Consider the following 23,636-nt stretch of genomic DNA (forward strand, 5'->3'; position numbering starts at 1 on the left):
TTTACTCCCCTTTGGCCCCTGCAGTCGTTGCATTGGCCTGGGTTGGCTGGGCAGGCTTGACGTTGGTGGCTTCGCTGACCTTGACCTCGACGCCCGGCTTGACGAACTGCAGGCCTTCGGTGATCAGGCGGTCGCCCGGGTTCAGGCCTTCCTCGATCAGCCAGTCGCTACCGACGGTACGGCTGGCCTTGAGCTGACGCAGCTCGACCTTGTTGTCCTTGTTGACGATCAACGCGGTCGGCTGGCCCTTGAGGTCGCGGGTCACGCCTTGCTGTGGCGCGAGGATGGCGGCGCTGTTGACCCCGGCAGCCAGGCGCGCATGCACGAACATGCCCGGCAGCAGGTTGTGCTCGGGGTTGGGGAACACGGCGCGCAGGGTCACGGAGCCGGTGGTCTGGTCAACCGAGACTTCGGAGAACTCCAGGCGACCTTCCTTGGCGTAGGTGCTGCCGTCTTCCAGGGTCAGGGTGACCTTGGCGGCGTTGTCGCCGACCTTCTGCAACTGGCCGCTTTCCAGCTCGCGGCGCAGTTTGAGCAGCTCGGCCGAGGACTGGGTGACGTCGACATAGATCGGGTCGAGCTGCTGGATAACGGCCATGGCTTCGGCCTGGCCGTTGTTGACCAGCGCGCCTTCGGTTACCGAAGAGCGGCCGATACGGCCGCTGATAGGCGCCAGGACCTTGGTGTAGCGCAGGTCGATCTGGGCACTGCGCAGCGAGGCTTCAGCCTGCAAACGTTTGGCTTGGGCGTCGTCGTATTCCTGGCGGCTGACAGCCTGTTCGTTGACCAGCTGCTTGTAACGCTCGGACAGCGAACGGGTCGATTGCAGGTTGGCCTGGGCGCTGTTCAGGGTCGCCTCGTACACCGACGGGTCGATCTGGTACAGCTGCTGGCCGTCTTTGACCTCGCTGCCTTCCTTGAACAGACGTTTGAGAATGATGCCGTTGACCTGTGGGCGAACCTCGGCGATGCGGTACGCAGTGGTACGGCCGGGGAGGTCGGATGTCAGGGTATAGGCCTGGGTTTGCAGGGTTACGACGCCGACCTGAGGAGCTTGCGCCGCAGGCGCCGCCTCTTCCTTTTTACAGCCGCTGAGCAGTGTTGCCAGGGCGACGGCGGAAACCAGAGCGGTAACAGCTGGCTTGAATTGCATGAAGATCCTCGGGTCGCAAGAGCTGAAGACGCTCAAGAATAATGGAAAGGGTGCGCTATAAAAAATGCTGTCGAGTGGATAAATAGCTTGCTAAGGAATATACTTACATTCATGGTTGTTTGTAAATACCTCGCAGGCGACGTGTTCAGCCAATGCGAGCCCCCAAATTAATACAGCCGGTAACAGCCTGCAGAGGCTGACCCGGCCCGACTCCCAGGCACCCTGCGTGCGTGCCCGGGCCTGATGAGGTTGTACTGCCATGGTCCGTCGAACCAAAGAAGAAGCCCAGGAAACCCGCGCCCAGATTCTCGAAGCTGCGGAAAAGGCCTTCTACAAGCGCGGGGTAGCGCGTACCACCCTGGCCGATATCGCCAAGGAGGCGGGTGTGACCCGCGGTGCTATCTACTGGCACTTCAACGACAAGGCCGAACTGGTGCAGGCCATGCTCGACAGCCTGCACGAGCCGCTGGACGCCCTGGCCCGGGCCAGCGAAAGCGAGGATGAACTCGACCCGCTCGGCTGCATGCGCAAGCTGCTGGTACGCTTGATGCACCAGATGGTGCTCGATCCGAAGACCCGGCGAATCAATGAAATTCTGCATCACAAATGCGAGTTCACCGATGATATGTGCGAGATCCGCCAGCAACGGCAGGCCTCGACGATCGAATGTCATGCCCATATTGCGTTGTCGCTGGGCAATGCAGTCAAGCGCGGGCAACTGCCCGCCGACGTGGACCCAGAGCGCGCAGCGCTGGCCATCTATGCCTATATAGACGGACTGATTCGCCGCTGGCTACTGCTGCCCGACAGCTTCGACCTGCTCAACCAGGCCGAGCAGTGGATCGATACCGGGCTGGATATGCTGCGCTTGAGCCCCGCCTTGCGCAAATGAGACTTTGTGAAGCTTTGTGATCATTTGTTTCCACGTCAGTTATAAGGTCTTACGGGCGGCCGCGCAATTGTCTGTCAGGCAAGGCCAGCGCCGCCGTCAGCCCCAGCAGTGAAACTGCCGCGCTGCCGAGCAGCAGGTTGCGAAAGGTCAGCAGCAATTCAGCCTGCATTGCCGCGGTCGGTTCGCCGGCCTGCAGGCTGCCAAGCAGGGCATCGCCGGCCAGGCTCAAGCCGCCCCGGGCCAGCATCGCCAGCAACAGGGTGGACATGATAGCCACGCCCATGGCCCCGCCCAGTGAGCGGAACAGGTTGGTGGTACTGGTGGCCACGCCGATATCTCGCGGTTCTACCGCACTCTGGGTTGCCACCAGCGAGGTGGGGAACTGCAGGCCCGAGGCAATGCCGGTCAACAACATGAACACGCCACTGAACCAGGCTGCCTGCGGCGGGCTGAAGGCCATGCCGACGATGGCAAACGGCATCAGCAGCGCGCCGCCGAGAATCTGCGGTTTGTAGCGCCCTGTGTGCGAAGTCATGCGGCCGCCACAATAAGCGCCGATGGGCAAGCCGATGGCCAGCGGCAGCAGGTGCAACGCGGCGCTGTCGGCGCCGGCACCGGTGATGCTCTGGTAGCGCAGCGGCATCAGCATGGTCAGCGAGATGGCCTGGAAGCTGGTAAAGAAAATCGTGCACCAGCACAGGGTGGCGATGCGATTGGCGAACAGCTTGAGCGGCAGCAGCGGTTCGGCGGTTCGCTGTTCATGCAGTACGAACAGCAGCAGGCCGATCAGCGCACAGCCGAGCAGGCTGGCCACTTGCGCAGAATCCCAGGGCTGGCCCTGGCCTATCAGGGTGATGCCCAGCAGCAGGCTGCCCAGGCCAAGAATCAGCAGCGCGGCGCCGAGGTAATCGACCTGCGCCTTGCGTGTAGGCACTTGCAGGCTGCGCAGGGCTCGGCGGGTCACCCACCAGGCGGTCAGGCCCAGCGGCAGGTTGAGCCAGAACACCCAGCGCCACGACAGGTATTCGGTGAGTACTCCGCCCAGCACCGGCCCGGCGACACTGGCCAGGGCGTACATGCTGCTGAAATAACCCTGGTAACGGCCGCGTTCGCGCGGCGGCACGAAGTCGCCGATGATCGCCTGGCTGACCGAGACCATGCCGCCGGCGCCGATACCCTGCAGCACCCGCGCGAGCACCAGTTGCTCCATGTTCTGCGCCAGTGCGCAGAAGATCGACGCCAGGGTAAACAGCGCAGTGCCGGTAAGAATCATCCGCCGCCGGCCGTACAAGTCGCCGAGCTTGCCGTAGATCGGTACCGCTACGGTCATGGCCACCATGTAGCCGGAAATCACCCAGGCGAGCAGGCCAACGTCGTTGAATTGCGCCGAAATCGCCGGCATCGACACGGCGACGATGGTCTGGTCGAGGGCGCCGAGGAAGATCGCCAGCATCAGCGCGACGAGCACGCTGCGCAGCACCGGTTGCGGAGTGTTCAGTTGAGTCACGGGCCAGCTCGGGGGCAGGTGAAGCCCGCAGCCGTTACGCTGCGGGAACAGGTGCTGACCAGTCTACTCGATAGCTTGCTAAGCGTCTTCTTCGATTGGCTCGTAGGGCAGGCCGACGTAGTTTTCTGCCAGTGTTGTGCGACCGGCTGCGGAGCTCACGTAATACTCAAGCTCGGTTTGCTGGATACGCTGGCTGAAGGCGTCGCTGTCCGGGAATCGATGCAGCATGGAGGTCATCCACCAGGAAAACCGTTCGGCTTTCCAGATCCGCCGCAGGCAGATCTGCGAGTAGCGCTCGAGCAGATCGGTGCGACCTTCGCCGTAGACCTTGCGCAGGATGTTGTACAAGGTGCTGACATCGCTGGCCGCCAGGTTCAGGCCCTTGGCGCCGGTGGGCGGGACGATGTGCGCGGCGTCTCCGAGCAGGAACAGCTTGCCGTACTGCATGGGTTCGACGACGAAGCTGCGCAGCGGCGCGATGCTTTTCTCGATTGACGGGCCGGTCACCAGGCGCTCGGCAAGATCCGTGGGCAGGCGCGATTTCAGTTCAGTCCAGAAGCGCTCATCGGACCAGTCCTCGACCTTTTCTTCAGCCGCCACCTGCACGTAATAGCGGGTGCGGGTCGGCGAGCGCATGCTGCACAGGGCGAAGCCGCGCTCGTGGCGGGCGTACACCAGTTCGTCGCTGACCGGCGGGGTATCGGCCAGCACGCCGAGCCAGCCGAACGGGTAGACCCGCTCGAAAATCTTCAGCGCCTCGGCGGGAATCGATTGCCGGGCGATGCCGTGGTAGCCGTCGCAGCCAGCAATGTAGTCGCAGTCCAGGCGAAGTACTTCGCCGTTTTTTTCGAAGGTCAGGTAAGGGTGCTCGGACTTCAGATCATGGGGCCGGACGTTGTCGGCTTGATAGACCGTCACGGCGCCGCAGGCCTGGCGCGCTTGCATCAGATCACGGGTGACTTCGGTCTGGCCGTAGATCATCACCCCTTTGCCGCCGGTCAGGCCCTTGAGGTCGATGTGTTCGCGGCGCCCGTCGAAGGCCAGTTCAAAACCGCTGTGGGGCAGGCCCTCGGCGTCCATGCGCGCACCGACGCCGGCTTCGCGCAGCAATTGGACCATGCCTTGTTCCAGCACCCCGGCACGGATGCGCCCGAGCACGTAGTCGGCGCTCTGGCGCTCGACGATGACGTTGGCAATCCCGGCCTTGTGCAGCAACTGGCCGAGCAGCAGTCCGGCAGGGCCGGCACCGATAATGGCGACTTGAGTCTTCATGGTTGTTATCCCAGGCAAGCTTCAGCGCAGGGCCGAAAGCAGCTTATGATTGTTGTGCTTGCATTTTTCGCTTGGAAAGACGGGCGAAGAAGGGATAAAAACCGCAGGAAGCAGGACTTTTCACTAATCAGTGCGATTATCGGGCATTGCCCTGGAGCCAGTTGATCAATGAGCAAGGCGTCGATACCGGTATTCAAACTGTATGGCGAACAGTTGCAGTGGCCGACCCCGGACCTGCTGCACTGCGAGTCGATCCCGGCGCGCAGCCGCTTGCACGACTGGGAAATCGAGCCCCATCGGCACGCCGATCTGTGCCAACTGCTGTTCCTTTATGCCGGCCAGGCCGAGATCGAAGTCGAAGGCCAGGTGCGGCGCCTGGAACAGGCCGCGATCCAGGTGGTACCGGCGCTGTGCGTGCACGGCTTTCGTTTTTCCAGCGATGTCGACGGCTACGTGGTGACGCTGGCGGCGCCGCTGGTCAACCTGCTGCACACGCAACTGGCCGGCGCACCAGCGGCCCTGGCCCAGGCCGGCACCTACCTGGCAGGCGACGATCGCAACTATCTCTACAGCCTGTTCAGCGCCTTGCAGCAGGAGTACCAGCGGGACCTGCCCGGGCGCGATTTGCAGTTGCGCTCATTGATAAACCTGTTGGTGGTGTGGATCAGTCGCCAATGTTTGCAGCGTCATGGCCAAGGCCTGGCGGTGGCACGCGGACGTGAGTATCTGGAGCGCTTCAACGCGCTGGTCGAGCAGCAGTTTCGTCAGCAGCCGAGCGTCGAGGCGCTGGCCCATGAGGTGGGGATTTCGGTGGCGCACCTGAACAGCATCTGCCGCGAACTGGCCGGACAGTCGGCCTTGCAGATCATCCATCAACGCCTGTTGCTCGAAGCCAAGCGCGAGCTGATCTACACCAGCCTGAGCATCAAGCAACTGGCCGACAGCCTGGGCTTTGCCGACCCTGCGTATTTCTCGCGGTTCTTTCGCCGCCTGACCGGCAAGGCGCCCAGTGACTTTCGTCACCAGCCCGGGCAATCACCTACTTGAGTGCGCTCAGCGTCGCGGTGTGCGGCACGCAGTGCGCCAGGCTGCAACTGGCGGCGGAGTAGGGCTGATTGCGGATCTGTTCAACCCGCCAGGCGGCGGTGGCATACAAGCCGACCACAGCGGCCATGGCACAGATAACGGCGCATTTTCTGGATTTGACGCCCATGATGCTCACCTCCTGCCAACCACCTACAGGTGCTATTCAAAGCATAGGTCAGCTTGGCCGGGTGTGCCCGTCTAGAGCAGGTCCTGGTCCCAGATAGGCTCGGCGGTAAAGCGCTCGGCGAGAAAGTCGAGCATGCTGCGCAGGGTCGCCGGCATGTGCTTGCGCGAGGTGTACACAGCGTTGAGGTTCAGCTCGCGCGGCTTGGCCCGGGGCAGCAGGCGAACCAGCTCGCCACTGCGCAGGGCGCCGGCAGCCTGGTAGGTCGGCAGCATGGCCACACCGGCGCCAGCCAGCGCCGCCCGTTGCAGGGTCATGGCTTCGTTGGCGCTGATGTTGCCTTGCACCGGTACCGACACCACCTCGCCAGCCACGTCGAAATGCCACAGGCTGCGACCGAAGTAAGAATGGGTCAGGCAGTTGTGCTGGCTGAGCTCCTGCACCTGCTGCGGCGCCGGGTGCTGGCGCAGGTAGGCGGGCGAGGCGCAGATCACCGAGCGGCATACGCTCAGGCGCCGGGCGATCAGGTTCGGGTCCAGGTCGTTGCTGGTGCGGATCGCCAGGTCGATGCGCTCATCCACCAGGTTCACTGTGCGGTCGAGCATCTGCAGGTCGATCTTTACCCCGGGATAGCGTTTGACGTAGTCGGCTACGGCGTCCATCAACTGTGCCTGGCCGAACGAGGTGCTGACGCTGATGCGCAACTCGCCGCGCGGCGCATCGTTGGGGGTACTGACCGCGGCCTGCAGGTCGCCGGCAAGCTCGAGCATCTGCCGGCAGCGCGGCAGGGTTTCCTGGCCGGCGGCGGTCAGGCTCAGGCGCCTGGTGGTGCGCTGCATCAGGCGCGCGCCGACCCAGTCCTCAAGCTCGGCCAGGTAGCGGGAAACCACCGGCCGGGAGAGTTCCAGGTGGTCGGCGGCAGCCGATTGGCTGCCCAGGTCGACCACGCTGACGAAGACCCGCATTGCTGTCAGACGATCCATGATTTGCCCGCTTTCAGAAACAAACTAATCCTAAGCATCGCATTTTTTGTGACGGATCGTGCAACTAAGCTGTTGCTCATTGCCCACTTCACAGGAATCACCTTGATGCCTCGTTCGTTCTCCCTGCGCCGCTTGTTGCTCGCCTTTGCCACCCTTGGGGTCATGGCCCAGGCTTCGGCCGCCGAGCCGCTTAACCTGGATGTCTACAATCCGGGTAGCAATGCCCTGTTTCCGGTCAGTTCGGTGATCGTCAGCGGCAAGCATGACGCCATCCTCGTTGACGCCCAGTTCGGCAAGGCCCAGGCCGAGCAGGTACTGGCCAAGCTGCAAGCGAGCGGCAAGCAACTGACCACTATCTATATCAGCCACGGTGACCCGGACTACTACTTCGGCCTGCAGACCCTGACCGACGCCTACCCCAAGGCCAAAGTCGTGGCCTCGGCGGCGACCGTCGCCCATATCAAGCAGACCATGGATGGCAAGCTGGCCTACTGGGGCCCGCAGATGGGCGCCGACAAGCCGGCGAAGCTGATCGTGCCGCAAGTGCTGCAAGGTACCGAGCTCAAGCTTGAAGGCCAGCGCCTGCAAGTGGTTGGCCTCGACGGCCCGCAACCGGACCGCAGTTTCGTGTGGATTCCGTCGATCAAGGCGGTGGTCGGTGGCGTGGTAGTCGCCGAGAACCTGCACGTGTGGATGGCCGACACGCAGTCGGCGCAATCGCACAAGGACTGGCTGGCGACCCTCAAGCGTATCGAGCAGCTCAAGCCCGACACCGTGATCCCTGGCCACTACCTGGGCCAGAGCAGCCGTTCGCTCAAGGCGGTGCAGTTCACTGCGGACTATATCCGGGCCTTCGACGAAGAAACCGCCAAGGCTGGCAACGCCGCCGAACTGATCGCGGCGATGAAAAAACGTTACCCGGACCTGGGCGAAGAGAGCTCGCTGGAGCTCGGCGCCAAGGTCGCCAAGGGCGAGATGAAGTGGTAAGCGTTGTTCAATCCTGACTGGAGAATGTCCATGAGCAAGATCGCAATCATTGGGGCTACCGGCCGTGCTGGCAGCCAGTTGCTGGAAGAGGCCCTGCGCCGCGGCCACAGCGTTACCGCCATTGCCCGAGACCCGTCGAAACTGCAGGGGCGTGAGAGGGTGAAAAGCGTGGCGCTGGACGTCAGCGATGCCGCCGCCCTTGAACAGGCAGTCGCTGGCCACGACGTGGTACTGAGCGCCGCACACTTTTCCAGCATCAAGCCGCAGGCCATCATCGAGCCGGTCAAGCGCGCCGGGGTCAAGCGCCTGCTGGTAGTAGGCGGGGCTGGTAGCCTGTTGCTGCCGTCGGGGCACAAGGTCATCGACAGCCCGGACTTTCCCGAGGCCTACAAGGCTGAAGCCACCGCCGGCGGCCACTACCTTGACACTCTGCGTCAGGAACAGGAACTGGACTGGAGCTTCCTCTCGCCTTCGGCCGAGTTCGTCGAAGGTGAGCGCCGCGGCGCTTACAAACTGGGCAAGGATCACCTGCTGATCGGCGCCGACGGCAAGAGCTGGATCAGCTTTGCCGACTACGCTATCGCCATGCTCGATGAAGTAGAGAAACCGGCACACTCGCGCCAGCGCTTCACCGTCGGTTACTGAGGCACCTGGGCCTGCTCGCACAACCAGGCGAGCAGCTCCAGCAAAGCCGCTGAAGCCGACCCTTGCGGTCGCACCAGGTAATAGGCCTGGCCAGTGCTGACCTTGAGCGGGAACGGCATCACCAGCCGTCCGCACTTGAGGTCATCACCGATCAGCGACCAGTCGCCGATGGCCACCCCGGTGCCCTGAGAGGCCATGGACATGGCCATGTCCAGGGTTTCGAAATGCTGGCCCTTGCCCTGCCGGGGCAGGTTCGCCCCGGCGGCATCGAGCCAGGCATTCCAGTCGCGCTGGTCGCGGGTCGGGTGCAGGAGCATGTGCTGATCAAGGTCGGCGACCTGTTGCAAGGGCAGGGCGCCGCTCAGCAGTTGCGGCGCGCACACCGGCGTCAGTTGTTCATCAAAGAGCTTCTGGGTCTGCAGGCCATGGTTGGGCCGGGCGCCATAGACCACCGCCGCATCGAACACTTCCCGACGAAAATCCACCCCGTGCTGCACCGTGGTGGTCAGCTCCACCGGCACGTCCGGGCGCAGCGCCTGCCATTCCATCAGCCGTGGCAGCAGCCAGCGCATCACGCAGGTCGGGGCTTTGAGCTGCAAGGTGGTACTGCGCGCCCCGACCTGTTGCACACCTTCCTCGATCAGGGCGAACACCTGCTGCACCCGCGGCAGCCAGTCCTGGCCTTCGCGGGTCAGGCTCAGGCCGCGGGCCTGGCGTAAAAACAGCGGATAACCCAGGTGCTCTTCAAGGCCGGCGATCTGCCGGCTCACCGCACCCTGGGTGATGTGCAGCAATTGCGCGGCGCGGGTGAAGTTGCAGCACTGGGCGGTGACCAGAAAGGTGTGCAGCGCAGGCAATGGAGGCAGGCGTTTCATCAGCTTGAGCCATGACTTGGGAACATGGCTAGTATGAGCTTTTTTGCATTGTGCAGGTAGCCGTCGGGCGGTCCAATACAGGCTGTTTCCCGAACAATTACAGGCACACGATCATGGCGACTTGCGGCGAAGTACTGGTCAAACTCCTTGAAGGCTATGGCGTAGACCATGTCTTTGGAATTCCCGGCGTGCATACCGTGGAACTCTATCGCGGGCTGGCAGGCTCGAGCATCCGCCACATCACTCCGCGCCACGAGCAAGGCGCCGGTTTCATGGCTGACGGCTATGCCCGTACCCGTGGCAAGCCGGGTGTGTGCTTCATCATCACCGGCCCGGGCATGACCAACATCACCACCGCCATGGGCCAGGCCTATGCCGATTCGATCCCGATGCTGGTGATCTCCAGCGTGCAGTCGCGCGACCAGCTGGGTGGTGGGCGCGGCAAGCTGCACGAGTTGCCGGCGCAGGGCAACCTGGTGGCCGGTGTGGCGGCGTTTTCCCACACGCTGATGAGCGCCGATGACCTGCCGTCGGTGCTGGCCCGTGCCTTTGCCGTGTTCGATGGCGCCCGGCCACGCCCGGTGCATATCGAGATTCCGCTGGATGTACTGGTCGAAGACGCCGATCACCTGCTGGCCTGTACGCCAGTGCGTATCGCCCGTGCTGGCGCCGCGCCTGCGCCGGTTGCGCAAATGGCCGCCATGCTCGCTGCCGCCCGGCGGCCACTGATTCTCGCCGGAGGTGGCGCCATTGACGCCAGCGCCGCGCTGACTCGCCTGGCTGAATACCTGCAGGCCCCGGTAGCGCTGACCATCAACGCCAAGGGCGTACTGCCGGCCAGCCACCCGCTGCAGATCGGCTCGACCCAGTCGCTGGTGGCCACCCGCGCCCTGGTCGCCGAGGCCGATGTGGTGCTGGCGATCGGTACCGAGCTTGCCGAGACCGACTACGACGTGACCTTCAAGGGCGGTTTCGAGATCCCCGGTGAGCTGCTGCGCATCGACATCGACCCCGACCAGACCGTGCGCAACTACCCGCCGAAGGTCGCTTTGGTCGCCGATTCGACCATCGCCACCCAGGCCCTGCTGGTCGCCCTGGCCGAGCAACCGGCCCCGGTGCGCGGCGCCGAATGGGGTGCGGCCCGTGCCGCGCACCTGCGTGAGGTGCTGCAAGCCGAGCGCGACCTGCCGATGCGCAGCCAGACGCGCATGCTCACAACCCTCCTCGAAACCCTGCCCGGCGCAGTGCTGGTCGGCGATTCGACACAGCCGGTGTACACCGGCAACCTGACCCTGGACATGGACCAACCGCGGCGTTGGTTCAACGCCTCGACCGGCTACGGTACCCTCGGTTACGCCCTGCCGGCAGCCATGGGCGCCTGGCTGGGTAGCGCTGAAGTGGCGGCCGAGCGCGCGCCGGTGGTGTGCCTGATCGGTGACGGTGGCTTGCAGTTCACCCTGCCGGAGCTGGCCAGTGCCCGTGAGGCGCAGGTGCCGCTGATCGTGCTGTTGTGGAACAACCAGGGCTACGAAGAGATCAAGCGCTACATGGTCAACCGCGCCATCGAACCGGTCGGTGTCGACATCTACACCCCTGACTTTATTGGCGTGGCCAAGGCCCTGGGCTGCAGCGCCGAATCGGTGGGTGACCTTGCCCAGTTGCGTGAAGCCTTGCGCCAGGCTTGCGATCGCAAAGGCCCGAGCCTGATCGAAATCGACCAGGCCACCTGGATGCAGGCGGTGCCCGCATGATCAAGCTGCCTGGCATCTATATCGAAGGCGTCTGGCAGCATGGCCCGCAAGCGCTGGCGGTAATCAACCCGAGCAACGAGCAGGTGCTGGCGGAAGTTGCCGGGGGTGACGCTGAAGCCGTCGAACGGGCAACGCTGGCTGCCCAGGCTGCGTTTGTTGAGTGGTCCACCTCCAGCGGGCCGACCCGTGCGGCGATCTTGCGGGCCATTGCCGAGGGCGTCGAAGCGCGCCGCGAGCGCCTGGTGCAGTTGCAAGCCAGCAACAACGGCAAGCCGCTGGCTGAAGCCCATATCGATGTCGATGATGTCGTCGCCACTTTCCGCTATTACGCGGAACTCGCCGATAACCTCGGGCGTGACCGCTCGGTGGCGCTGCCCAGCGAAGACTTTGTCGCCCGGGTGCGCCGTGAACCGTGCGGCGTGGTCGGCTTGATCGTGCCGTGGAACTTCCCCATGGTCACTACCGCCTGGAAGCTCGCGCCAGCCCTGGCGGCCGGCTGCTGCGTGGTGCTCAAACCGTCGGAAGTCACGCCGCTGGCCGAGCTGGAACTGGCGGCAATCATCGCCGAAGCGGGGCTACCGCACGGGGTGTTCAACCTGGTCTGTGGTACTGGCCTTGCAGTGGGCGCGCCGCTGGCGGCCGATCCGCGTGTTGCCAAGATTTCCTTCACCGGCAGCAATGCGGTGGGTGTGCAGGTCATGCAGCGCGCGGCGGAAACGGTCAAGGGCGTGAGCCTTGAGCTGGGCGGCAAGTCGCCGTTGCTGGTGCTCGAGGACGCCGACCTCGAACTGGCAGTGGAGCTGGCTTGCCTTGGTGGCTTCTTCAATGCCGGGCAGATGTGTTCAGCGACCAGCCGGGTGCTGGTCGCCGAAGCCCTGTACCCGGCATTTATCGATGCCCTGAAGGCCCGCGCCGAAGGGATTCGCGTCGGCGAGCCGTTCAGCGGCGACAGCGAAATGGGGCCGCTGGTCAACCAGGCCCAGTACCAAAGGGTGCAGGCGCATATCGCCGCAGGCCTGCAAGCAGGGGCGCAGTTGCTGTGTGGCGGCTCACGGCCGGCGCAGCTGCCTTGCGGCTATTTTGTCAGCCCGACGGTGTTCACCGAGGTGCCACTGGACAGCGCCTTGTGGCGAGAGGAAATCTTCGGTCCGGTGCTGTGTGTGCGCTCGTTTGCCACCGAAGCCGAGGCGCTGGCGCTGGCCAACGATACCGAGTTCGGCTTGGTGGCCAGTGTACTCAGCCGGGACTTGCAGGCGGCTGAACGGGTCGCCAATGCCTTGCAGGCAGGGCTGGTGTGGATCAACGCGCCGCAAGTGATTTTCCCGCAGACGGCCTGGGGTGGCTACAAGCAGAGCAGCCTGGGACGGGAGCTGGGGCCTTGGGGCTTGAGTGCGTTTCAGGAGATCAAGCACGTAGTCAGGGCGGTGTAGGCCGCGATAGCTATCTAGAGCGCGCTGCGCAACCTTGCCAGGTCGCGCACCGGCGGCGCCCCATACAAGCGGCTGTACTCGCGGCTGAACTGCGATGGGCTTTCATAGCCCACGCGATAACCCGCCACTGCCGCCTCCAGCCCGTCATTAAGCATCAGCCGCCGCGCTTCCTGCAGGCGCAACTGCTTCTGGTACTGCAACGGGCTCATGGACGTCACTGCCTTGAACCGGTGATGCAGGGTCGAAGTACTGAGGTTGACCTCGCGCGCCAGTTCGTCGATGCGCAATGGCCGATCAAAGTGCTGGTTGAGCCATTCGATGGCCTGGCACACCCGGTGGGTCTGGCTGTTGGCCATGGCGATTTCATACAGCCGGTAACCCTGCGGGCCTCGTAGCAGCCGATAGAGAATCTCGCGCTGGATCAGCGGTGCGAGGATCGGGATGTCCTTGGGTGAATCGAGCAAACGAATCAGCCGCAGCAACGCATCGAGCAACAGCGGATCGGTCCGTTCCACATACAGCCCGCGCCCCGACGGCAAGCTCGGTACGCCCAGCGGGCCGGCATCGGCCAGCAGGTTGTTGATCTGCGCCGGGTCGATGTTCAGGCGCACGCCCAGGCTGGGGTTTTCCGGGCTGGCCTCGAGCAGCACGCCGCTGATCGGTAGTGCCACCGACACCACCATGTAATGCAACGGGTCGTACATATAGCGCTCGTCGCCCAGGCACACCTCCTTGCTGCCATGGGCCAGGATGCACAGCGCAGGCTCCGCCAGGGCCGGCATGGAGCGCACGCTTTCTTCGTAGCGCACCAGAAACAGGTCTTCAACCGCCGACTCGACGCCAGCCTGGCGTGGTGCATGGCGCTGGATAAGATCCGCCAGCTCCTGGCGCTGGCGCTCCAGGGCAGGGTCGAGGATCAAGCGGTTGGGGTCGGTAGCGGACATGGGAGCGATTCCTCGGAGAACGACTGCAGGATAGGTTTGTGCAAGCCACGGCGCTAGTCGAAAGCTGCCGCCTGCTTGCCTGATCCTGCAAGGCGCGCAGGATCAGGCAAGCGCTCGACAGGAATCGCCTAACCGCCGCGCAGGCGCGTGGCCTAACCTGTGCAGCCTGGCAATTTCATCTGGCTGCACATGGAGAAACGCTCATGACCTCGGCACAATCGGTCACCCACCTTGCTTTTATCCGCGCCAGCAGTGGTCGTTCAGACGAACTGGGCGAGCGCCTGCGTGATCTGCTGGAACCCTCGCGCCAGGCCCCCGGCTGCCTGAAATTCAGCCTGCAACGCTCCCAGGCCGACGCCGACCTGTGGCTGCTCAGCGGCTTCTGGCGCGATCAGCAATCGATGAGTGGCTACTTCGCTTCACCGACCCTCGAGCTGTTCGGTGAGTTGGTACAGGCGCGGGTGGTCGACAGCCTCGACCTGCATACCTTCGGCGAACCATCTGCAGGTTAGAATGGCGGCTTTCGGCAATTGATGTGGATTCAAGGCACATGGCACGTAAAGAATTTTCCCAGTTCGAAGCAGTATCGGCAGCCGTGCGCGGCGACGACGGCTACCACGCCGCCATCGCCGTCAAAGGCCTGGGCGCCTCCGGGGCGCCGCGCTTTCACAAGGTCTTGCTGGAGCAGACCTTCAAGACCGCATTGGCCGCTGATGAAGCAGCCTGCGCCGAACTTGAACGCCTGCAGGGCGTCGATGACGACGCCGAGCTGGTCTGGCAACTCAGCTGTTGACCTGCGGGCGGGCCATTTTGAACAGGTTGCCCAGCTCGAAGTAATCCGCCGGGCCGCCGCCACGCAGGATCGGCTGGCCCGCAGCGGTATCGTAGATACCGTCCTTGAGCAGGTGCTCGGCGATATGCACCGCCACCACTTCACCCAGCACCAGCCAGCTAGGCACCAATGCCTGGTCGGCACTTTGCAGCTGGATGATCTGGGTCACCTTGCACTCGAACGACACCGGGCTTTCTTGCACCCGCGGCACCGCAATCACCTTTGACGCGACGGGCGTCAGCCCGCTCAGGGCGAACTCGTCGACCTGCGGCGCAACCGCAGCGCAGCTCTGGTTCATGGCCTCGGCCAGCGGCAGGGTGGCCAGGTTCCAGGCGAACTCGCCGGTCTGCTCGATGTTGTTCAGGCTGTCTTTACGCCCGACGCTGGAAAAACCAATGATCGGCGGAATGTAGTTGAAGGCGTTGAAGAAGCTGTAGGGCGCAAGGTTCAGGCGACCTTCGGCGTCCTGGGAGGAAATCCAGCCAATCGGGCGGGGGCCGACGATGGCATTGAACGGATCGTGGGGCAGGCCGTGGCCTTTTGCCGGTTCGTAGTAATACATCTGCGCTGGCCCGAAGGCCTTCCCTGTGAGTAAGCCTCTAGTGTGCCAAGGCTTGGCCTTGCTGAAAATGACTAAGCCCGGCCGAAGCCGGGCTGACTGCGTCGCAGCAGGGGTTAGCTGATGCGGTGGGCCTGAGTGCGATCGAAGCCGTCTTCAGCGAATTTGGCGCCGCCAGTGCGATCGAAACCGTCTTCGGCAAATTTGGCCGCGCCGGTGCGATCGAAACCATCTTCTGCATAAGTGGCCGACTGGCTTTGCACGGCGCTGAAGTTGTGGCCGTTGGTGTGGTCGAAGCCGTCTTCGGCGAATGCGTTGGCAGCCAGTACCGAGAAGGCCAGGGTCAGGATCAGTTTGCTTTTCATGGTCGTTGCTCCGAGGTGGTGAGGGGTTGTTTGTTTCTATGGGTTTAATGCTACGCCGATTAAATTGATTAAAAAGCGCAAAAAATAGCGTATAAAAATCGAATAACTAGATGTTTTTGGCGACAGTCCCGCCTTTATCGCGCACCTGTGGGAGCGGGCTTGACCCGCGATGCAGGCAACCCGATCTCCCATGGGTGAACAATGCCCCCCCAGGATTAATCAGTCGTTAAACCGGCCAAAACACTTTTTTCATCAGCCCACTACCGATTTTTCATCGGCGCTTGCGCAGTCTCTGCCGCACCTGACACTGGAGCGCTACCCGATGAATAAACTCCCCCAGATCACCTTGGCCTTCTGGGTCATGAAGATCTGCGCCACCACCCTCGGCGAGACCGCCGGCGACCTGCTTTCAATGACATTGAACGTGGGCTACGCCATGAGCTCGCTGATCCTGATCAGCGTGTTTCTCGCCACCCTGGTCACCCAACTGTTTTCCAGGGCCTACCACCCAGTGCTGTACTGGCTGGTAATCCTTTCCACCAGCACCGCCGGCACGACCATGTCCGACTTCATGGACCGCACGCTGGGCCTGGGCTACGCCACCGGCTCGGCGATCCTGATCGGCATTCTGTTGCTGACCTTTGCCCTCTGGCGCCTTAGCGGCAATCCGCTCAACGTCAATCACATCAAGACGCGCAAGGGCGAGCTGTTTTACTGGGTGGCGATCCTGTTCTCCAACACCCTGGGCACGGCGCTGGGCGACTACCTGGCAGACGATTCGGGCCTGGGCTTTGCCGGTGGCGCCTTGCTGATCGGCAGTGCCATCGGTTTGGTGGTGCTGGCCCGGTACTGGACCCGGCTGTCCGGCGTGGTGTTGTTCTGGATCGCCTTCGTGCTGACCCGGCCCTTTGGTGCGACTTTGGGCGACTTCCTCACCAAACCCCATGAAAAGGGCGGCCTGGACTTCGGCACGGTAGGCTCATCGGCGGTATTGGGCGGTATCTTGCTGGCGATGATCGGCCTGGCCTATTACTACAACAATCGCAATCAGCGCCAGGCACTGGCCGAGTTGTCCTGAACCGGGTCATGCAAAAAAGGGGCGTCCATTGCTGGACGCCCCTTTTCATTTACAGCGCAAAGTTGGCTGTCAGTCAGTGGTGATCCGCGAATGCTTGCGGGTGTCCTTCATGAATACATACACCAGCAACGAGCAGGCGATACAGGCAGTCACATACCAGTAGTAGCCGGTCTCCATGCCGATGCTCTTGAACCACAGCGCGACGTATTCAGCGGTACCGCCGAAGATCGACACGGTCAGGGCGTACGGCAGGCCAACGCCCAGGGCGCGGATTTCGGTCGGGAACAGCTCGGCTTTGACCACGGCGTTGATCGAGGTGTAGCCGCTGACGATGATCAGCGCCGCCATGATCAGGAAGAACGCGCCCCACCAGGTTTCGATGGTGTGCAGGGTGGTCAGGATCGGGACCGTGCACAGGGTGCCGAGCACGCCGAAGGCGATCAGGATCGGGCGTCGGCCGATCTTGTCGGAGAGGCTGCCGATGACCGGCTGCAGGCACATGAACAGGAACAGGGTGGCCGCCGAAATGGTGGTCGAGTCGGAGATGCTCATGCCCACCGTGTTCACCAGGTACTTCTGCATGTAGGTGGTGTAGGTGTAGAAGGCCAGGGTGCCGCCCATGGTCAGGCCGACCACGGTAGCCAGCTCTTTCGGATGGCGCATCAGGGTGCGCATCAGGCTTTCCTTGGACTTTTCCTTCTTGGTGAAGGAGGCGGTTTCTTCCATGCCGCGACGCAGGTACAGGGCAACCACCGCGCACAGTGCGCCGATCACGAAGGGTACGCGCCAGCCCCAGGCATACAGCTGCTCGGTGGTCAGGGTCTGCTGCAAGATGATCAGCACCGCCAGGGCGATGAGCTGGCCGGAGATCAGCGTCACGTACTGGAAGCTGGAGAAGAAGCCACGGCGTTCCTTGGTGGCCATCTCGCTGAGGTAGGTGGCGGAGGTGCCGTACTCACCGCCTACCGACAGGCCTTGCATCAGGCGGGCGATGACCAGCAGTACCGGTGCGGCGACGCCGATGGTTTCATAGCCCGGGGTCAGGGCGATGACCAGCGAGCCTGCGCACATCAGCAGTACCGAGGCCATCAGTGCGGCCTTGCGGCCCTTGCGGTCGGCGTAGATACCCATCAGCCAGCCGCCGATCGGGCGCATCAAAAAGCCCACGGCGAAGATCGCAGCGGTGTTGAGCAACTGGGCAGTGGTGTCGCCAGCAGGGAAGAAGGCTTTGGCGAAGTACAGGGAAAACGCGGCGTAAACGTACCAGTCGTACCATTCGACCATGTTGCCGATCGAACCGCTGAAAATCGACTTGAGTCGGCTTCGGGTGGTTTTTTCCGCGGCGGGCGCAACGGCCGCCCCGGCGGGCAGGGTGGTGGAGTTATCCATCGAAGGGACCTTCATAGTTGTTTTTGTGGAGCGCGCCGAAACGCAGCCTGCCAGGGCTATAGCAGAAGCTGTGCCAGGTGCTGGAAGCCCGGTCTAGAAGGGTTGTATGGATGTGGTGAGCGGAAATCCGCCTATTCAAACGGGTGGGTCGGCGAAAATCCGCTTATGTTGATCGGCGTTTCGATCAAGCAGGGCCGAGAAAATCTTCACGCAACAGGCCGTGGCGTTGCATCTTCTCGTTGAGGGTGCGCCGCGGCAGTTGCAGCTCTTCCATGACCGCCTTGATCTCGCCCTTGTGCCGGCTCAAGGCGGCGCGCAGGCACTGGGCCTCGAAGGCCTCCTGCTGGGCGGCCAGCGACTGCCCGGCTTCGATGGGCGCCGCTGCCGGCTCGCCCAGGCCCAGGGCATGGCGTTCGGCGGCGTTGGCCAGTTCACGGACGTTGCCCGGCCAGTCGTGCCCCAGCAGCTTGCCCAGGTGCGCGCCACTGAGTAGCGGCGCGTTGCGGCCAACGCGCTCGGCGGCCAGACGGGCAAAGTGGTTGAACAGCAGCGGAATGTCTTCACGGCGCTCGCGCAACGGCGCCAGGCGCAATTCGGCGACGTTCAGGCGGTACGCGAGGTCTTCGCGAAAGCGTCCGGCGCGGGCTTCTTCAAGCAGGTCGGGCTTGGTTGCGGCGATGATCCGCAGGTCGACGCTGATGCTCTGGTTGGCGCCCAGGCGTTCGAGCTTCTGCTCCTGCAGCACGCGCAGCAGCTTGGCCTGCTGGGCCAGCGGCATGCTTTCGATTTCGTCGAGGAACACCGTGCCGCCGTTGGCGTATTCAAGCTTGCCGATGCGCTTGCCCTGGGCGCCGGTGAAGGCGCCGCTTTCATGGCCGAACAGCTCGGCCTCGAACAGTTGCTCTGGGATTGCCGCGCAGTTGAGGGCAACGAAAGGCTTGCCGGCGCGCGGGCCGAAGTCGTGCAGGCAGCGTGCGACCTGCTCCTTGCCGCTGCCGGTTTCGCCGCGAATCAGCACATTGACCGGCAGGCTGGCGAGGTCCAGCACCTGCTTGCGCAACTGCTGCATGCCCAGGGACACACCCAGCAGGTTCGCCTCCAGGCGCACCTTGAAATCGGCCTGCTCATGCAGGCGGCGGTTCTCCAGCACCAGCTGGCGTTTTTCCAGGGCGCGGCGCAGGCTGCCGAGCAGGGCTTCGGGGCTGAAGGGTTTTTCCAGAAAGTCGTAGGCGCCGTTGCGCATGGCCTCGACCGCCATCGGCACATCGCCGTGCCCGGTGAGCAGAATCACCGGCAGGTCGGCATCGCTGGCCTGCAGCTTTCCAAGCAACTGCAGGCCGTCCATCCCTGGCATGCGCACGTCACTGAGGATCACCCCGGGGAAGTGCCCGGGCAGTTGCTCAAGGCAGTCTTCGGCGCGGCTGAACAGTTGCACGTTGAAGCCCGACAGGCTCAGCCACTGCTCTACGGCGGTGCGGATGCTGGCTTCATCGTCGACGACCATTACTGAGTTCAACATGCAGGTTCCGGGTCCATAGGCAGGGTCAGGCTGAAACGGGCGCCGCCGGGCTGGTTTTCAACCTGCAGGCGGCCACCGGCTTCGTGAATGATGCCATAGGAAATCGCCAGGCCCAGGCCCAATCCTTCGCCCACCGGCTTGGTGGTGAAGAACGGGTCGAAGACACTGCCCAGGTGTTCGGCGGGGATACCGCCACCGCTGTCGAGCACGCTCAGGCGCCAGTGCTCCTGCTCGGCATCGATGCGCACCTCAAGGCGTTTGTAGCTCTTTTCGGCCATGGCATCCAGGGCGTTGCGCAGCAGGTTGATCAGCACCTGCTCAAGGCGGATCGCATCGCCGCGCACCCAGGCCGGGCGGGCCAGGTACAGGGCGACGCTGACGTCTTCGGCGCGGATCCGCGCATCGAGCAACTGCAGCGCCTGGTCGACCACGGTGGCCAGGTCCAGGCGTTCGCGCAGGCCGCTGGGGCTGTTGCGGGCGAAGGTCTTCAGGTGCCCGGTGAGCGCCGCCATGCGCGTCAGCATCTGCTCCAGCGGCTCCAGGGCCTGGCGCGCTTCGTCCAGGCGCTGGTTGTCGAGCAGCAGGCGCAGGGTTGCCAGTTGCATGCGCTGGGTGGTCAAGGGTTGGTTGATTTCGTGGGCCAGGGCCGCCGACATCTGCCCCAGCGCCGCCAGTTTGGCCGATTGCACCAGGCCTTCCTGGGCGGTGCGCAGGTCGCGGGTGCGGGCCTCGACCAGGCGTTCGAGCTCTTCGCGGCTGCGTTGGCGCAAGCGCGCCAGGCGCAGGCGCTGGCTGATGAACAACAGGGCGAACACCAGGCTTAGCCACACGGCAGCGGCGGCCAGCGCGGCGTTGCGCCCGTCATCGCTGACCTGCGGCTTGCGCAGCAGGTGCAGGGTCCAGCCTTCGGCCTCCAGCGGCAGGCTTTCCCACAGGTAATCGGTGCTGCCCTCGGGGCCCTGCACGCGCATCAGGTGGCTGTTGGCGTCGAAGCTGCTGAGGATATGGTGCTGCAATGGCACCAGCGGTTGCTTGTCGTACTGGCGGGTAGCGGCCAGTTCCGCGCGGTCGGCGCTGCTCAATGGTTGCAGTTCGCGGTAGCGCCAGCCGTCCTGGTTGGCGATGAAGATGATCCCGCGGGCGTCGCTGACCAGGAGGATATCGCTGCCCTGGCGCCATTCGCGCTCAAGCTCGGGGAACTCCAGCTTGACCACCATGGCGCCGAGAAAGCGGCTGTTTTCATCATGCACGGCACTGGACAAGAAATACCCCGGCACGCCGCTGGTCACGCCCACCGCATAGAAGCGGCCGCTGCCCTGGCTGCGGGTCTGCTTGAAGTACGGGCGAAAGCCATAGTTGGAGCCGACATAGGTGCTGGGCAGGCGCCAGTTGCTGGCGGCCACGGCCAGGCCGGTGCGGTCGAGCAGTTCCAGGGTCGAGGAATTGGCCGCGCCGTTGATGCGTTCCAGTTTGCGGTTCAGGGCGTCCTGCACCGGGCCTGCGACTGGCCCGCGCAAGGCGCTGATCAGTTCCGGGTCGAGTGCCAGCACGGCGGGCAAGGCGCGGTAGCGCTCGATCAGGGTGTGCAGCGACGTGGCATACAGCCCCAGTTGCTCATTGGCCCGGCGGGCATCCTCGACCATCGACTGGCGCTTGGCATGGTGCATGGCCCAGCCTGCGGTCAGCAGGGTACCGGCAAGGATGAAGAACAGAATCAGGCCCAGACGCAGGGCGCGAAAGGAAGAAGGCATGGTGCAAGTCCCGGCAGTGGGGAAGGCCTCCTGGCCTTCCCTTGGAGCATGGCAACGTTGTTACAGCAGCTCGAAGCTCTGTTGTTGCACGGCCTGCGAATCGAGGCCGACCTGGACCCGGAACTCGCCCGGTTCCGCCGCCCATTGCAGCTGGCCGTTGTAGAACTTCAGGTCGTCGGCTTTGATGGTGAAGCGCAGGGTGCGTTCTTCGCCAGCCTTGAGCATGACTTTCTGGAAGTTCTTCAGCTCCTTGACCGGGCGGCTCATGGACGCGGTGACGTCCTGCAGGTACAGCTGCACCACGGTTTCGCCATCACGCTTGCCGGTGTTCTTGACCACGATGCTGGCTTCCAGGTCCTGGCCCTGTTTGACCGTCTTGCTCGAAAGCTTCAGGTTCGCCAGGCTGAAGTCGCTGTAGCTCAGGCCGTAGCCGAAGGGGTACAGCGGGCCGTTTGGCTCTTCAAAGTACTGCGAGGTGTAGTTGCCTGGCTTGCCTGGGGTGAACGGGCGGCCGATGCTCAGGTGGTTGTAGTACATCGGGATCTGCCCGACCGAGCGCGGGAAGGTGATCGCCAGCTTGCCCGACGGGTTGTAGTCGCCGAACAGCACGTCGGCAATGGCGTTGCCGCCTTCGGTGCCGCTGAACCAGGTTTCCAGAATCGCATCGGCCTGCTCGCGTTCCCAGGCCAGCGACAGCGGCCGGCCGTTCATCAGCACCAGCACCAGCGGTTTGCCGGTGGCTTTCAGGGCCTTGATCAGCTCGCGCTGGGCGGCGGGGATTTCCAGGGTGGTGCGGCTGGACGATTCGTGGGACATGCCACGGGACTCGCCCACCACCGCCACCACCACGTCGGACTGCCTGGCAGCCTTGACCGCTTCATCGATCAGCACCGCGGCAGGGCGCGGATCGTCGATGATTTCCGGGGCATCGAAGTTGAGGAAGTTCAGGTAGTCGAGGATGGCCTTGTCGTGGGTGACGTTGGAGCCTTTGGCGTAGATCACCTTGGCCTTGTCACCGAGCGCCTGGCGCATGCCTTCGCGCACAGTGATCGATTGCTGCGGGCGGCCGGCGGCGGCCCAGCTGCCCATCATGTCGATCGGGGCATCGGCCAGCGGGCCGACCAGGGCGATGGTGCCGGCTTTTGCCAGCGGCAGGGTCTGCTGGCGGTTTTCCAGCAAGACCAGGCTGCGGCGCGCGACGTCACGGGCCTCGGCGCGGTGCAGGCGGCTGTCGGCATAGGTGTCGGCCGGGTCGTCGCTGGCCTTGCCGATGCGCCGGTAGGGGTCTTCGAACAGGCCCATGTCGTACTTGGCGCCGAGCACTTCGCGCACGGCGTTGTCGATATCGGCCTGCTGGATTTCACCGGCCTTGAGCAGGCTGGCCAGCTCTTCGCCGTACAGCGAGTCGTTCATGCTCAGGTCGATGCCGGCCTTGATCGCCAGCTTGGCGGCTTCGCGGCCATCGCGGGCGACACCGTGACGCACCAGCTCGGTGATCGCCCCGTGGTCGCTGACGGTCACGCCTTTGAAGCCCCAGTCCTTGCGCAGCAGGTCGTTCATCAACCAGGTGTTGGAGGTCGCCGGAACGCCGTTGATCGAGTTCAGCGCCACCATGACCCCGCCGGCGCCGGCATCGATGGCGGCGCGGTAGGGTGGCAGGTAGTCGTTGAACATCTTGGTCGGGCTCATGTCGACCGTGTTGTAGTCGCGCCCGCCTTCCACCGCGCCGTACAGGGCGAAGTGCTTGACCGCGGCCATCAGGCTGGTTGCCGCCGCCGGGCTCGGGCCCTGGAAGGATTCGACCATCACCTTGGAGATGCGCGAGACCAGGTAGGTGTCTTCGCCGAAGCCTTCACTGGTACGGCCCCAGCGCGGGTCGCGGGCGATGTCGACCATCGGTGCGAAGGTCATGTCGATGCCGTCGGAGGCGGCCTCGGCGGCGGACACCCGGCCAACCTTGGCGATCGCTTCCATGTCCCAGCTGGCGGCCAGGCCCAGGCTGATCGGGAAGATCGTGCGGTGGCCGTGGATCACGTCGTAGGCGAAGAACATCGGGATCTTCAGCCGGCTCTTGGCAGCGGCATCCTGCATCGGCCGGTTTTCTGCGCGGGTGATCGAGTTGAAGGTACCGCCGATGCGGCCGGCAGCGATTTCCTTGCGGATCATCTCGCGGGGCATTTCCGGGCCGATGCTGATCAGGCGCAACTGGCCGATCTTTTCATCCAGGGTCATCTGCTTGATCAGGTTGGCGATGAACGCCTGTTTGTCCTGCAGCGGGGCGGCAGAGGTGTCGGCAAAGGCCGATTGACTGGCCAGGCTGACAACCAGACCCAGCAAACACAGCTTGTTCATGAATTCTGTTCTCAAGGCTTGCGGCAGTATTCACGGTGATACTGCCCAGCCGAAGTTGGGGAAGCGGCTATTGTTGTAGTTTGCTGGGGCATCTTTTAGCCGATTGGGCGATCCCGATCCAGCGGCGATGACGGATTATGCC

Annotated in this window: 21 protein-coding genes and 1 pseudogene; 9 read left to right on the plus strand and 13 right to left on the minus strand. The window is 63.7% G+C overall.

Going from position 1 to position 23,636, the window contains the following annotated elements; genetic code table 11:
* Position 1: 1 nt before the first annotated feature.
* Entirely contained in the window at positions 2–1,153 is a 1,152-nt protein-coding gene (locus JYG36_RS06060; protein WP_093379951.1) for an efflux RND transporter periplasmic adaptor subunit, read from the minus strand.
* A 259-nt stretch (positions 1,154–1,412) separates the two neighbouring features.
* On the opposite strand from JYG36_RS06060, the gene JYG36_RS06065 reads away from it, so the two are divergent.
* Positions 1,413–2,045 (plus strand): TetR family transcriptional regulator, encoded by a 633-nt coding sequence (locus JYG36_RS06065; RefSeq protein WP_045197509.1) that lies wholly within the window; start codon positions 1,413–1,415, stop codon positions 2,043–2,045.
* Positions 2,046–2,094: 49 nt separating this feature from the next.
* Here the strand turns inward: JYG36_RS06065 and JYG36_RS06070 are convergent, their stop codons facing one another.
* On the minus strand, positions 2,095–3,498 hold the full coding sequence (locus JYG36_RS06070) for an MDR family MFS transporter (protein ID WP_213604354.1): 1,404 nt from the start codon (positions 3,496–3,498) through the stop codon (positions 2,095–2,097).
* A 132-nt stretch (positions 3,499–3,630) separates the two neighbouring features.
* A complete protein-coding gene (gene pobA / locus JYG36_RS06075) occupies positions 3,631–4,824 on the minus strand; it encodes a 4-hydroxybenzoate 3-monooxygenase (RefSeq protein ID WP_093379954.1) in 1,194 nt (397 codons plus the stop codon).
* Positions 4,825–4,992: 168 nt separating this feature from the next.
* Between pobA and JYG36_RS06080 the strand changes: the two genes are divergently transcribed.
* Positions 4,993–5,871: a helix-turn-helix domain-containing protein gene (locus tag JYG36_RS06080; RefSeq protein WP_093379957.1), complete on the plus strand. Its 879-nt coding sequence runs from the start codon at positions 4,993–4,995 to the stop codon at positions 5,869–5,871.
* On the opposite strand, the gene JYG36_RS06085 is transcribed toward JYG36_RS06080, so the two are convergent.
* Together JYG36_RS06085 and JYG36_RS06090 are read right to left on the minus strand one after the other, a co-directional pair.
* A complete protein-coding gene (locus tag JYG36_RS06085; RefSeq protein ID WP_176794223.1) occupies positions 5,864–6,037 on the minus strand; it encodes a hypothetical protein in 174 nt (57 codons plus the stop codon). The genes JYG36_RS06080 and JYG36_RS06085 overlap by 8 nt on opposite strands.
* Positions 6,038–6,108: 71 nt before the next feature.
* Positions 6,109–7,017, minus strand: a complete 909-nt coding sequence (locus JYG36_RS06090; protein ID WP_045197516.1) for a LysR family transcriptional regulator — start codon at positions 7,015–7,017, stop codon at positions 6,109–6,111.
* A 105-nt stretch (positions 7,018–7,122) separates the two neighbouring features.
* Between JYG36_RS06090 and JYG36_RS06095 the strand changes: the two genes are divergently transcribed.
* Positions 7,123–8,004 (plus strand): MBL fold metallo-hydrolase, encoded by an 882-nt coding sequence (locus tag JYG36_RS06095; RefSeq protein WP_195884927.1) that lies wholly within the window; start codon positions 7,123–7,125, stop codon positions 8,002–8,004.
* A gap of 30 nt (positions 8,005–8,034) precedes the next feature.
* Positions 8,035–8,649, plus strand: coding sequence for an NAD(P)-dependent oxidoreductase (locus JYG36_RS06100; RefSeq protein ID WP_045197520.1), 615 nt, complete (start codon positions 8,035–8,037; stop codon positions 8,647–8,649).
* On the opposite strand, the gene JYG36_RS06105 is transcribed toward JYG36_RS06100, so the two are convergent.
* On the minus strand, positions 8,643–9,524 hold the full coding sequence (locus JYG36_RS06105; protein ID WP_213603367.1) for a LysR substrate-binding domain-containing protein: 882 nt from the start codon (positions 9,522–9,524) through the stop codon (positions 8,643–8,645). The two genes, JYG36_RS06100 and JYG36_RS06105, sit on opposite strands and share 7 nt — an antisense overlap.
* A gap of 113 nt (positions 9,525–9,637) precedes the next feature.
* Here JYG36_RS06105 and JYG36_RS06110 point away from each other — a divergent pair, with 113 nt between their 5' ends.
* Both JYG36_RS06110 and JYG36_RS06115 read left to right on the plus strand, forming a co-directional pair.
* The gene (locus JYG36_RS06110; protein WP_213603369.1) at positions 9,638–11,275 is read left to right on the plus strand and encodes a 5-guanidino-2-oxopentanoate decarboxylase; all 1,638 of its coding nucleotides are present in this window, start codon (positions 9,638–9,640) and stop codon (positions 11,273–11,275) included.
* Positions 11,272–12,705, plus strand: a complete 1,434-nt coding sequence (locus tag JYG36_RS06115; protein WP_213603371.1) for an aldehyde dehydrogenase family protein — start codon at positions 11,272–11,274, stop codon at positions 12,703–12,705. Before JYG36_RS06110 ends, JYG36_RS06115 begins: the two co-directional genes overlap by 4 nt.
* Positions 12,706–12,719: 14 nt before the next feature.
* Here the strand turns inward: JYG36_RS06115 and JYG36_RS06120 are convergent, their stop codons facing one another.
* Positions 12,720–13,649: an AraC family transcriptional regulator gene (locus JYG36_RS06120; protein ID WP_045197533.1), complete on the minus strand. Its 930-nt coding sequence runs from the start codon at positions 13,647–13,649 to the stop codon at positions 12,720–12,722.
* Positions 13,650–13,852: 203 nt separating this feature from the next.
* On the opposite strand from JYG36_RS06120, the gene JYG36_RS06125 reads away from it, so the two are divergent.
* Complete coding sequence (locus JYG36_RS06125; protein ID WP_045197535.1) at positions 13,853–14,161, plus strand: antibiotic biosynthesis monooxygenase family protein; 309 nt, start codon at positions 13,853–13,855, stop codon at positions 14,159–14,161.
* 38 nt (positions 14,162–14,199) lie between these two features.
* On the plus strand, positions 14,200–14,442 hold the full coding sequence (locus tag JYG36_RS06130; RefSeq protein WP_213603373.1) for a hypothetical protein: 243 nt from the start codon (positions 14,200–14,202) through the stop codon (positions 14,440–14,442).
* Here JYG36_RS06130 and JYG36_RS06135 read toward each other — a convergent pair.
* Both JYG36_RS06135 and JYG36_RS06140 read right to left on the minus strand, forming a co-directional pair.
* Positions 14,432–15,043 carry a flavin reductase family protein gene (locus tag JYG36_RS06135; RefSeq protein WP_195884920.1) on the minus strand — a complete coding sequence of 204 codons (612 nt, stop codon included), beginning with the start codon at positions 15,041–15,043 and terminating at the stop codon, positions 14,432–14,434. The two genes, JYG36_RS06130 and JYG36_RS06135, sit on opposite strands and share 11 nt — an antisense overlap.
* Positions 15,044–15,159: 116 nt before the next feature.
* Positions 15,160–15,405: pseudogene (locus JYG36_RS06140) on the minus strand (hypothetical protein); the annotation flags it as partial.
* Between the two features lie 322 nt (positions 15,406–15,727).
* Between JYG36_RS06140 and JYG36_RS06145 the strand changes: the two are divergent.
* Positions 15,728–16,483: a COG4705 family protein gene (locus JYG36_RS06145; protein ID WP_045197544.1), complete on the plus strand. Its 756-nt coding sequence runs from the start codon at positions 15,728–15,730 to the stop codon at positions 16,481–16,483.
* Positions 16,484–16,552: 69 nt separating this feature from the next.
* Here JYG36_RS06145 and JYG36_RS06150 read toward each other — a convergent pair whose 3' ends face one another.
* The 4 genes from JYG36_RS06150 to bglX form a co-directional block, all read right to left on the minus strand.
* Positions 16,553–17,872: an MFS transporter gene (locus JYG36_RS06150; RefSeq protein ID WP_045197546.1), complete on the minus strand. Its 1,320-nt coding sequence runs from the start codon at positions 17,870–17,872 to the stop codon at positions 16,553–16,555.
* Positions 17,873–18,056: 184 nt separating this feature from the next.
* Entirely contained in the window at positions 18,057–19,391 is a 1,335-nt protein-coding gene (gene mifR / locus JYG36_RS06155) for a two-component system response regulator MifR (protein ID WP_093379978.1), read from the minus strand.
* Entirely contained in the window at positions 19,385–21,142 is a 1,758-nt protein-coding gene (locus JYG36_RS06160; protein ID WP_093379981.1) for a sensor histidine kinase, read from the minus strand. Before JYG36_RS06160 ends, mifR begins: the two co-directional genes overlap by 7 nt.
* Positions 21,143–21,202: 60 nt before the next feature.
* Positions 21,203–23,494: a beta-glucosidase BglX gene (gene bglX / locus JYG36_RS06165; protein WP_213603376.1), complete on the minus strand. Its 2,292-nt coding sequence runs from the start codon at positions 23,492–23,494 to the stop codon at positions 21,203–21,205.
* Positions 23,495–23,636 lie beyond the last annotated feature (142 nt).

Source organism: Pseudomonas sp. SORT22, from assembly GCF_018417635.1.
Classification (GTDB): Bacteria; Pseudomonadota; Gammaproteobacteria; order Pseudomonadales; family Pseudomonadaceae; genus Aquipseudomonas.

What these genes read in the sequence shown, in the direction of transcription:
- JYG36_RS06060 (WP_093379951.1), bottom strand. Translation starts at nt 1,153, where the DNA reads ATGCAATTCAAGCCAGCTGTTACCGCTCTGGTTTCCGCCGTCGCCCTG.
- JYG36_RS06065 (WP_045197509.1), top strand. Translation starts at nt 1,413, where the DNA reads ATGGTCCGTCGAACCAAAGAAGAAGCCCAGGAAACCCGCGCCCAGATT.
- JYG36_RS06070 (WP_213604354.1), bottom strand. Translation starts at nt 3,498, where the DNA reads ATGCTGGCGATCTTCCTCGGCGCCCTCGACCAGACCATCGTCGCCGTG.
- pobA (WP_093379954.1), bottom strand. Translation starts at nt 4,824, where the DNA reads ATGAAGACTCAAGTCGCCATTATCGGTGCCGGCCCTGCCGGACTGCTG.
- JYG36_RS06080 (WP_093379957.1), top strand. Translation starts at nt 4,993, where the DNA reads ATGAGCAAGGCGTCGATACCGGTATTCAAACTGTATGGCGAACAGTTG.
- JYG36_RS06085 (WP_176794223.1), bottom strand. Translation starts at nt 6,037, where the DNA reads ATGGGCGTCAAATCCAGAAAATGCGCCGTTATCTGTGCCATGGCCGCT.
- JYG36_RS06090 (WP_045197516.1), bottom strand. Translation starts at nt 7,017, where the DNA reads ATGGATCGTCTGACAGCAATGCGGGTCTTCGTCAGCGTGGTCGACCTG.
- JYG36_RS06095 (WP_195884927.1), top strand. Translation starts at nt 7,123, where the DNA reads ATGCCTCGTTCGTTCTCCCTGCGCCGCTTGTTGCTCGCCTTTGCCACC.
- JYG36_RS06100 (WP_045197520.1), top strand. Translation starts at nt 8,035, where the DNA reads ATGAGCAAGATCGCAATCATTGGGGCTACCGGCCGTGCTGGCAGCCAG.
- JYG36_RS06105 (WP_213603367.1), bottom strand. Translation starts at nt 9,524, where the DNA reads ATGAAACGCCTGCCTCCATTGCCTGCGCTGCACACCTTTCTGGTCACC.
- JYG36_RS06110 (WP_213603369.1), top strand. Translation starts at nt 9,638, where the DNA reads ATGGCGACTTGCGGCGAAGTACTGGTCAAACTCCTTGAAGGCTATGGC.
- JYG36_RS06115 (WP_213603371.1), top strand. Translation starts at nt 11,272, where the DNA reads ATGATCAAGCTGCCTGGCATCTATATCGAAGGCGTCTGGCAGCATGGC.
- JYG36_RS06120 (WP_045197533.1), bottom strand. Translation starts at nt 13,649, where the DNA reads ATGTCCGCTACCGACCCCAACCGCTTGATCCTCGACCCTGCCCTGGAG.
- JYG36_RS06125 (WP_045197535.1), top strand. Translation starts at nt 13,853, where the DNA reads ATGACCTCGGCACAATCGGTCACCCACCTTGCTTTTATCCGCGCCAGC.
- JYG36_RS06130 (WP_213603373.1), top strand. Translation starts at nt 14,200, where the DNA reads ATGGCACGTAAAGAATTTTCCCAGTTCGAAGCAGTATCGGCAGCCGTG.
- JYG36_RS06135 (WP_195884920.1), bottom strand. Translation starts at nt 15,043, where the DNA reads ATGTATTACTACGAACCGGCAAAAGGCCACGGCCTGCCCCACGATCCG.
- JYG36_RS06145 (WP_045197544.1), top strand. Translation starts at nt 15,728, where the DNA reads ATGAATAAACTCCCCCAGATCACCTTGGCCTTCTGGGTCATGAAGATC.
- JYG36_RS06150 (WP_045197546.1), bottom strand. Translation starts at nt 17,872, where the DNA reads ATGGATAACTCCACCACCCTGCCCGCCGGGGCGGCCGTTGCGCCCGCC.
- mifR (WP_093379978.1), bottom strand. Translation starts at nt 19,391, where the DNA reads ATGTTGAACTCAGTAATGGTCGTCGACGATGAAGCCAGCATCCGCACC.
- JYG36_RS06160 (WP_093379981.1), bottom strand. Translation starts at nt 21,142, where the DNA reads ATGCCTTCTTCCTTTCGCGCCCTGCGTCTGGGCCTGATTCTGTTCTTC.
- bglX (WP_213603376.1), bottom strand. Translation starts at nt 23,494, where the DNA reads ATGAACAAGCTGTGTTTGCTGGGTCTGGTTGTCAGCCTGGCCAGTCAA.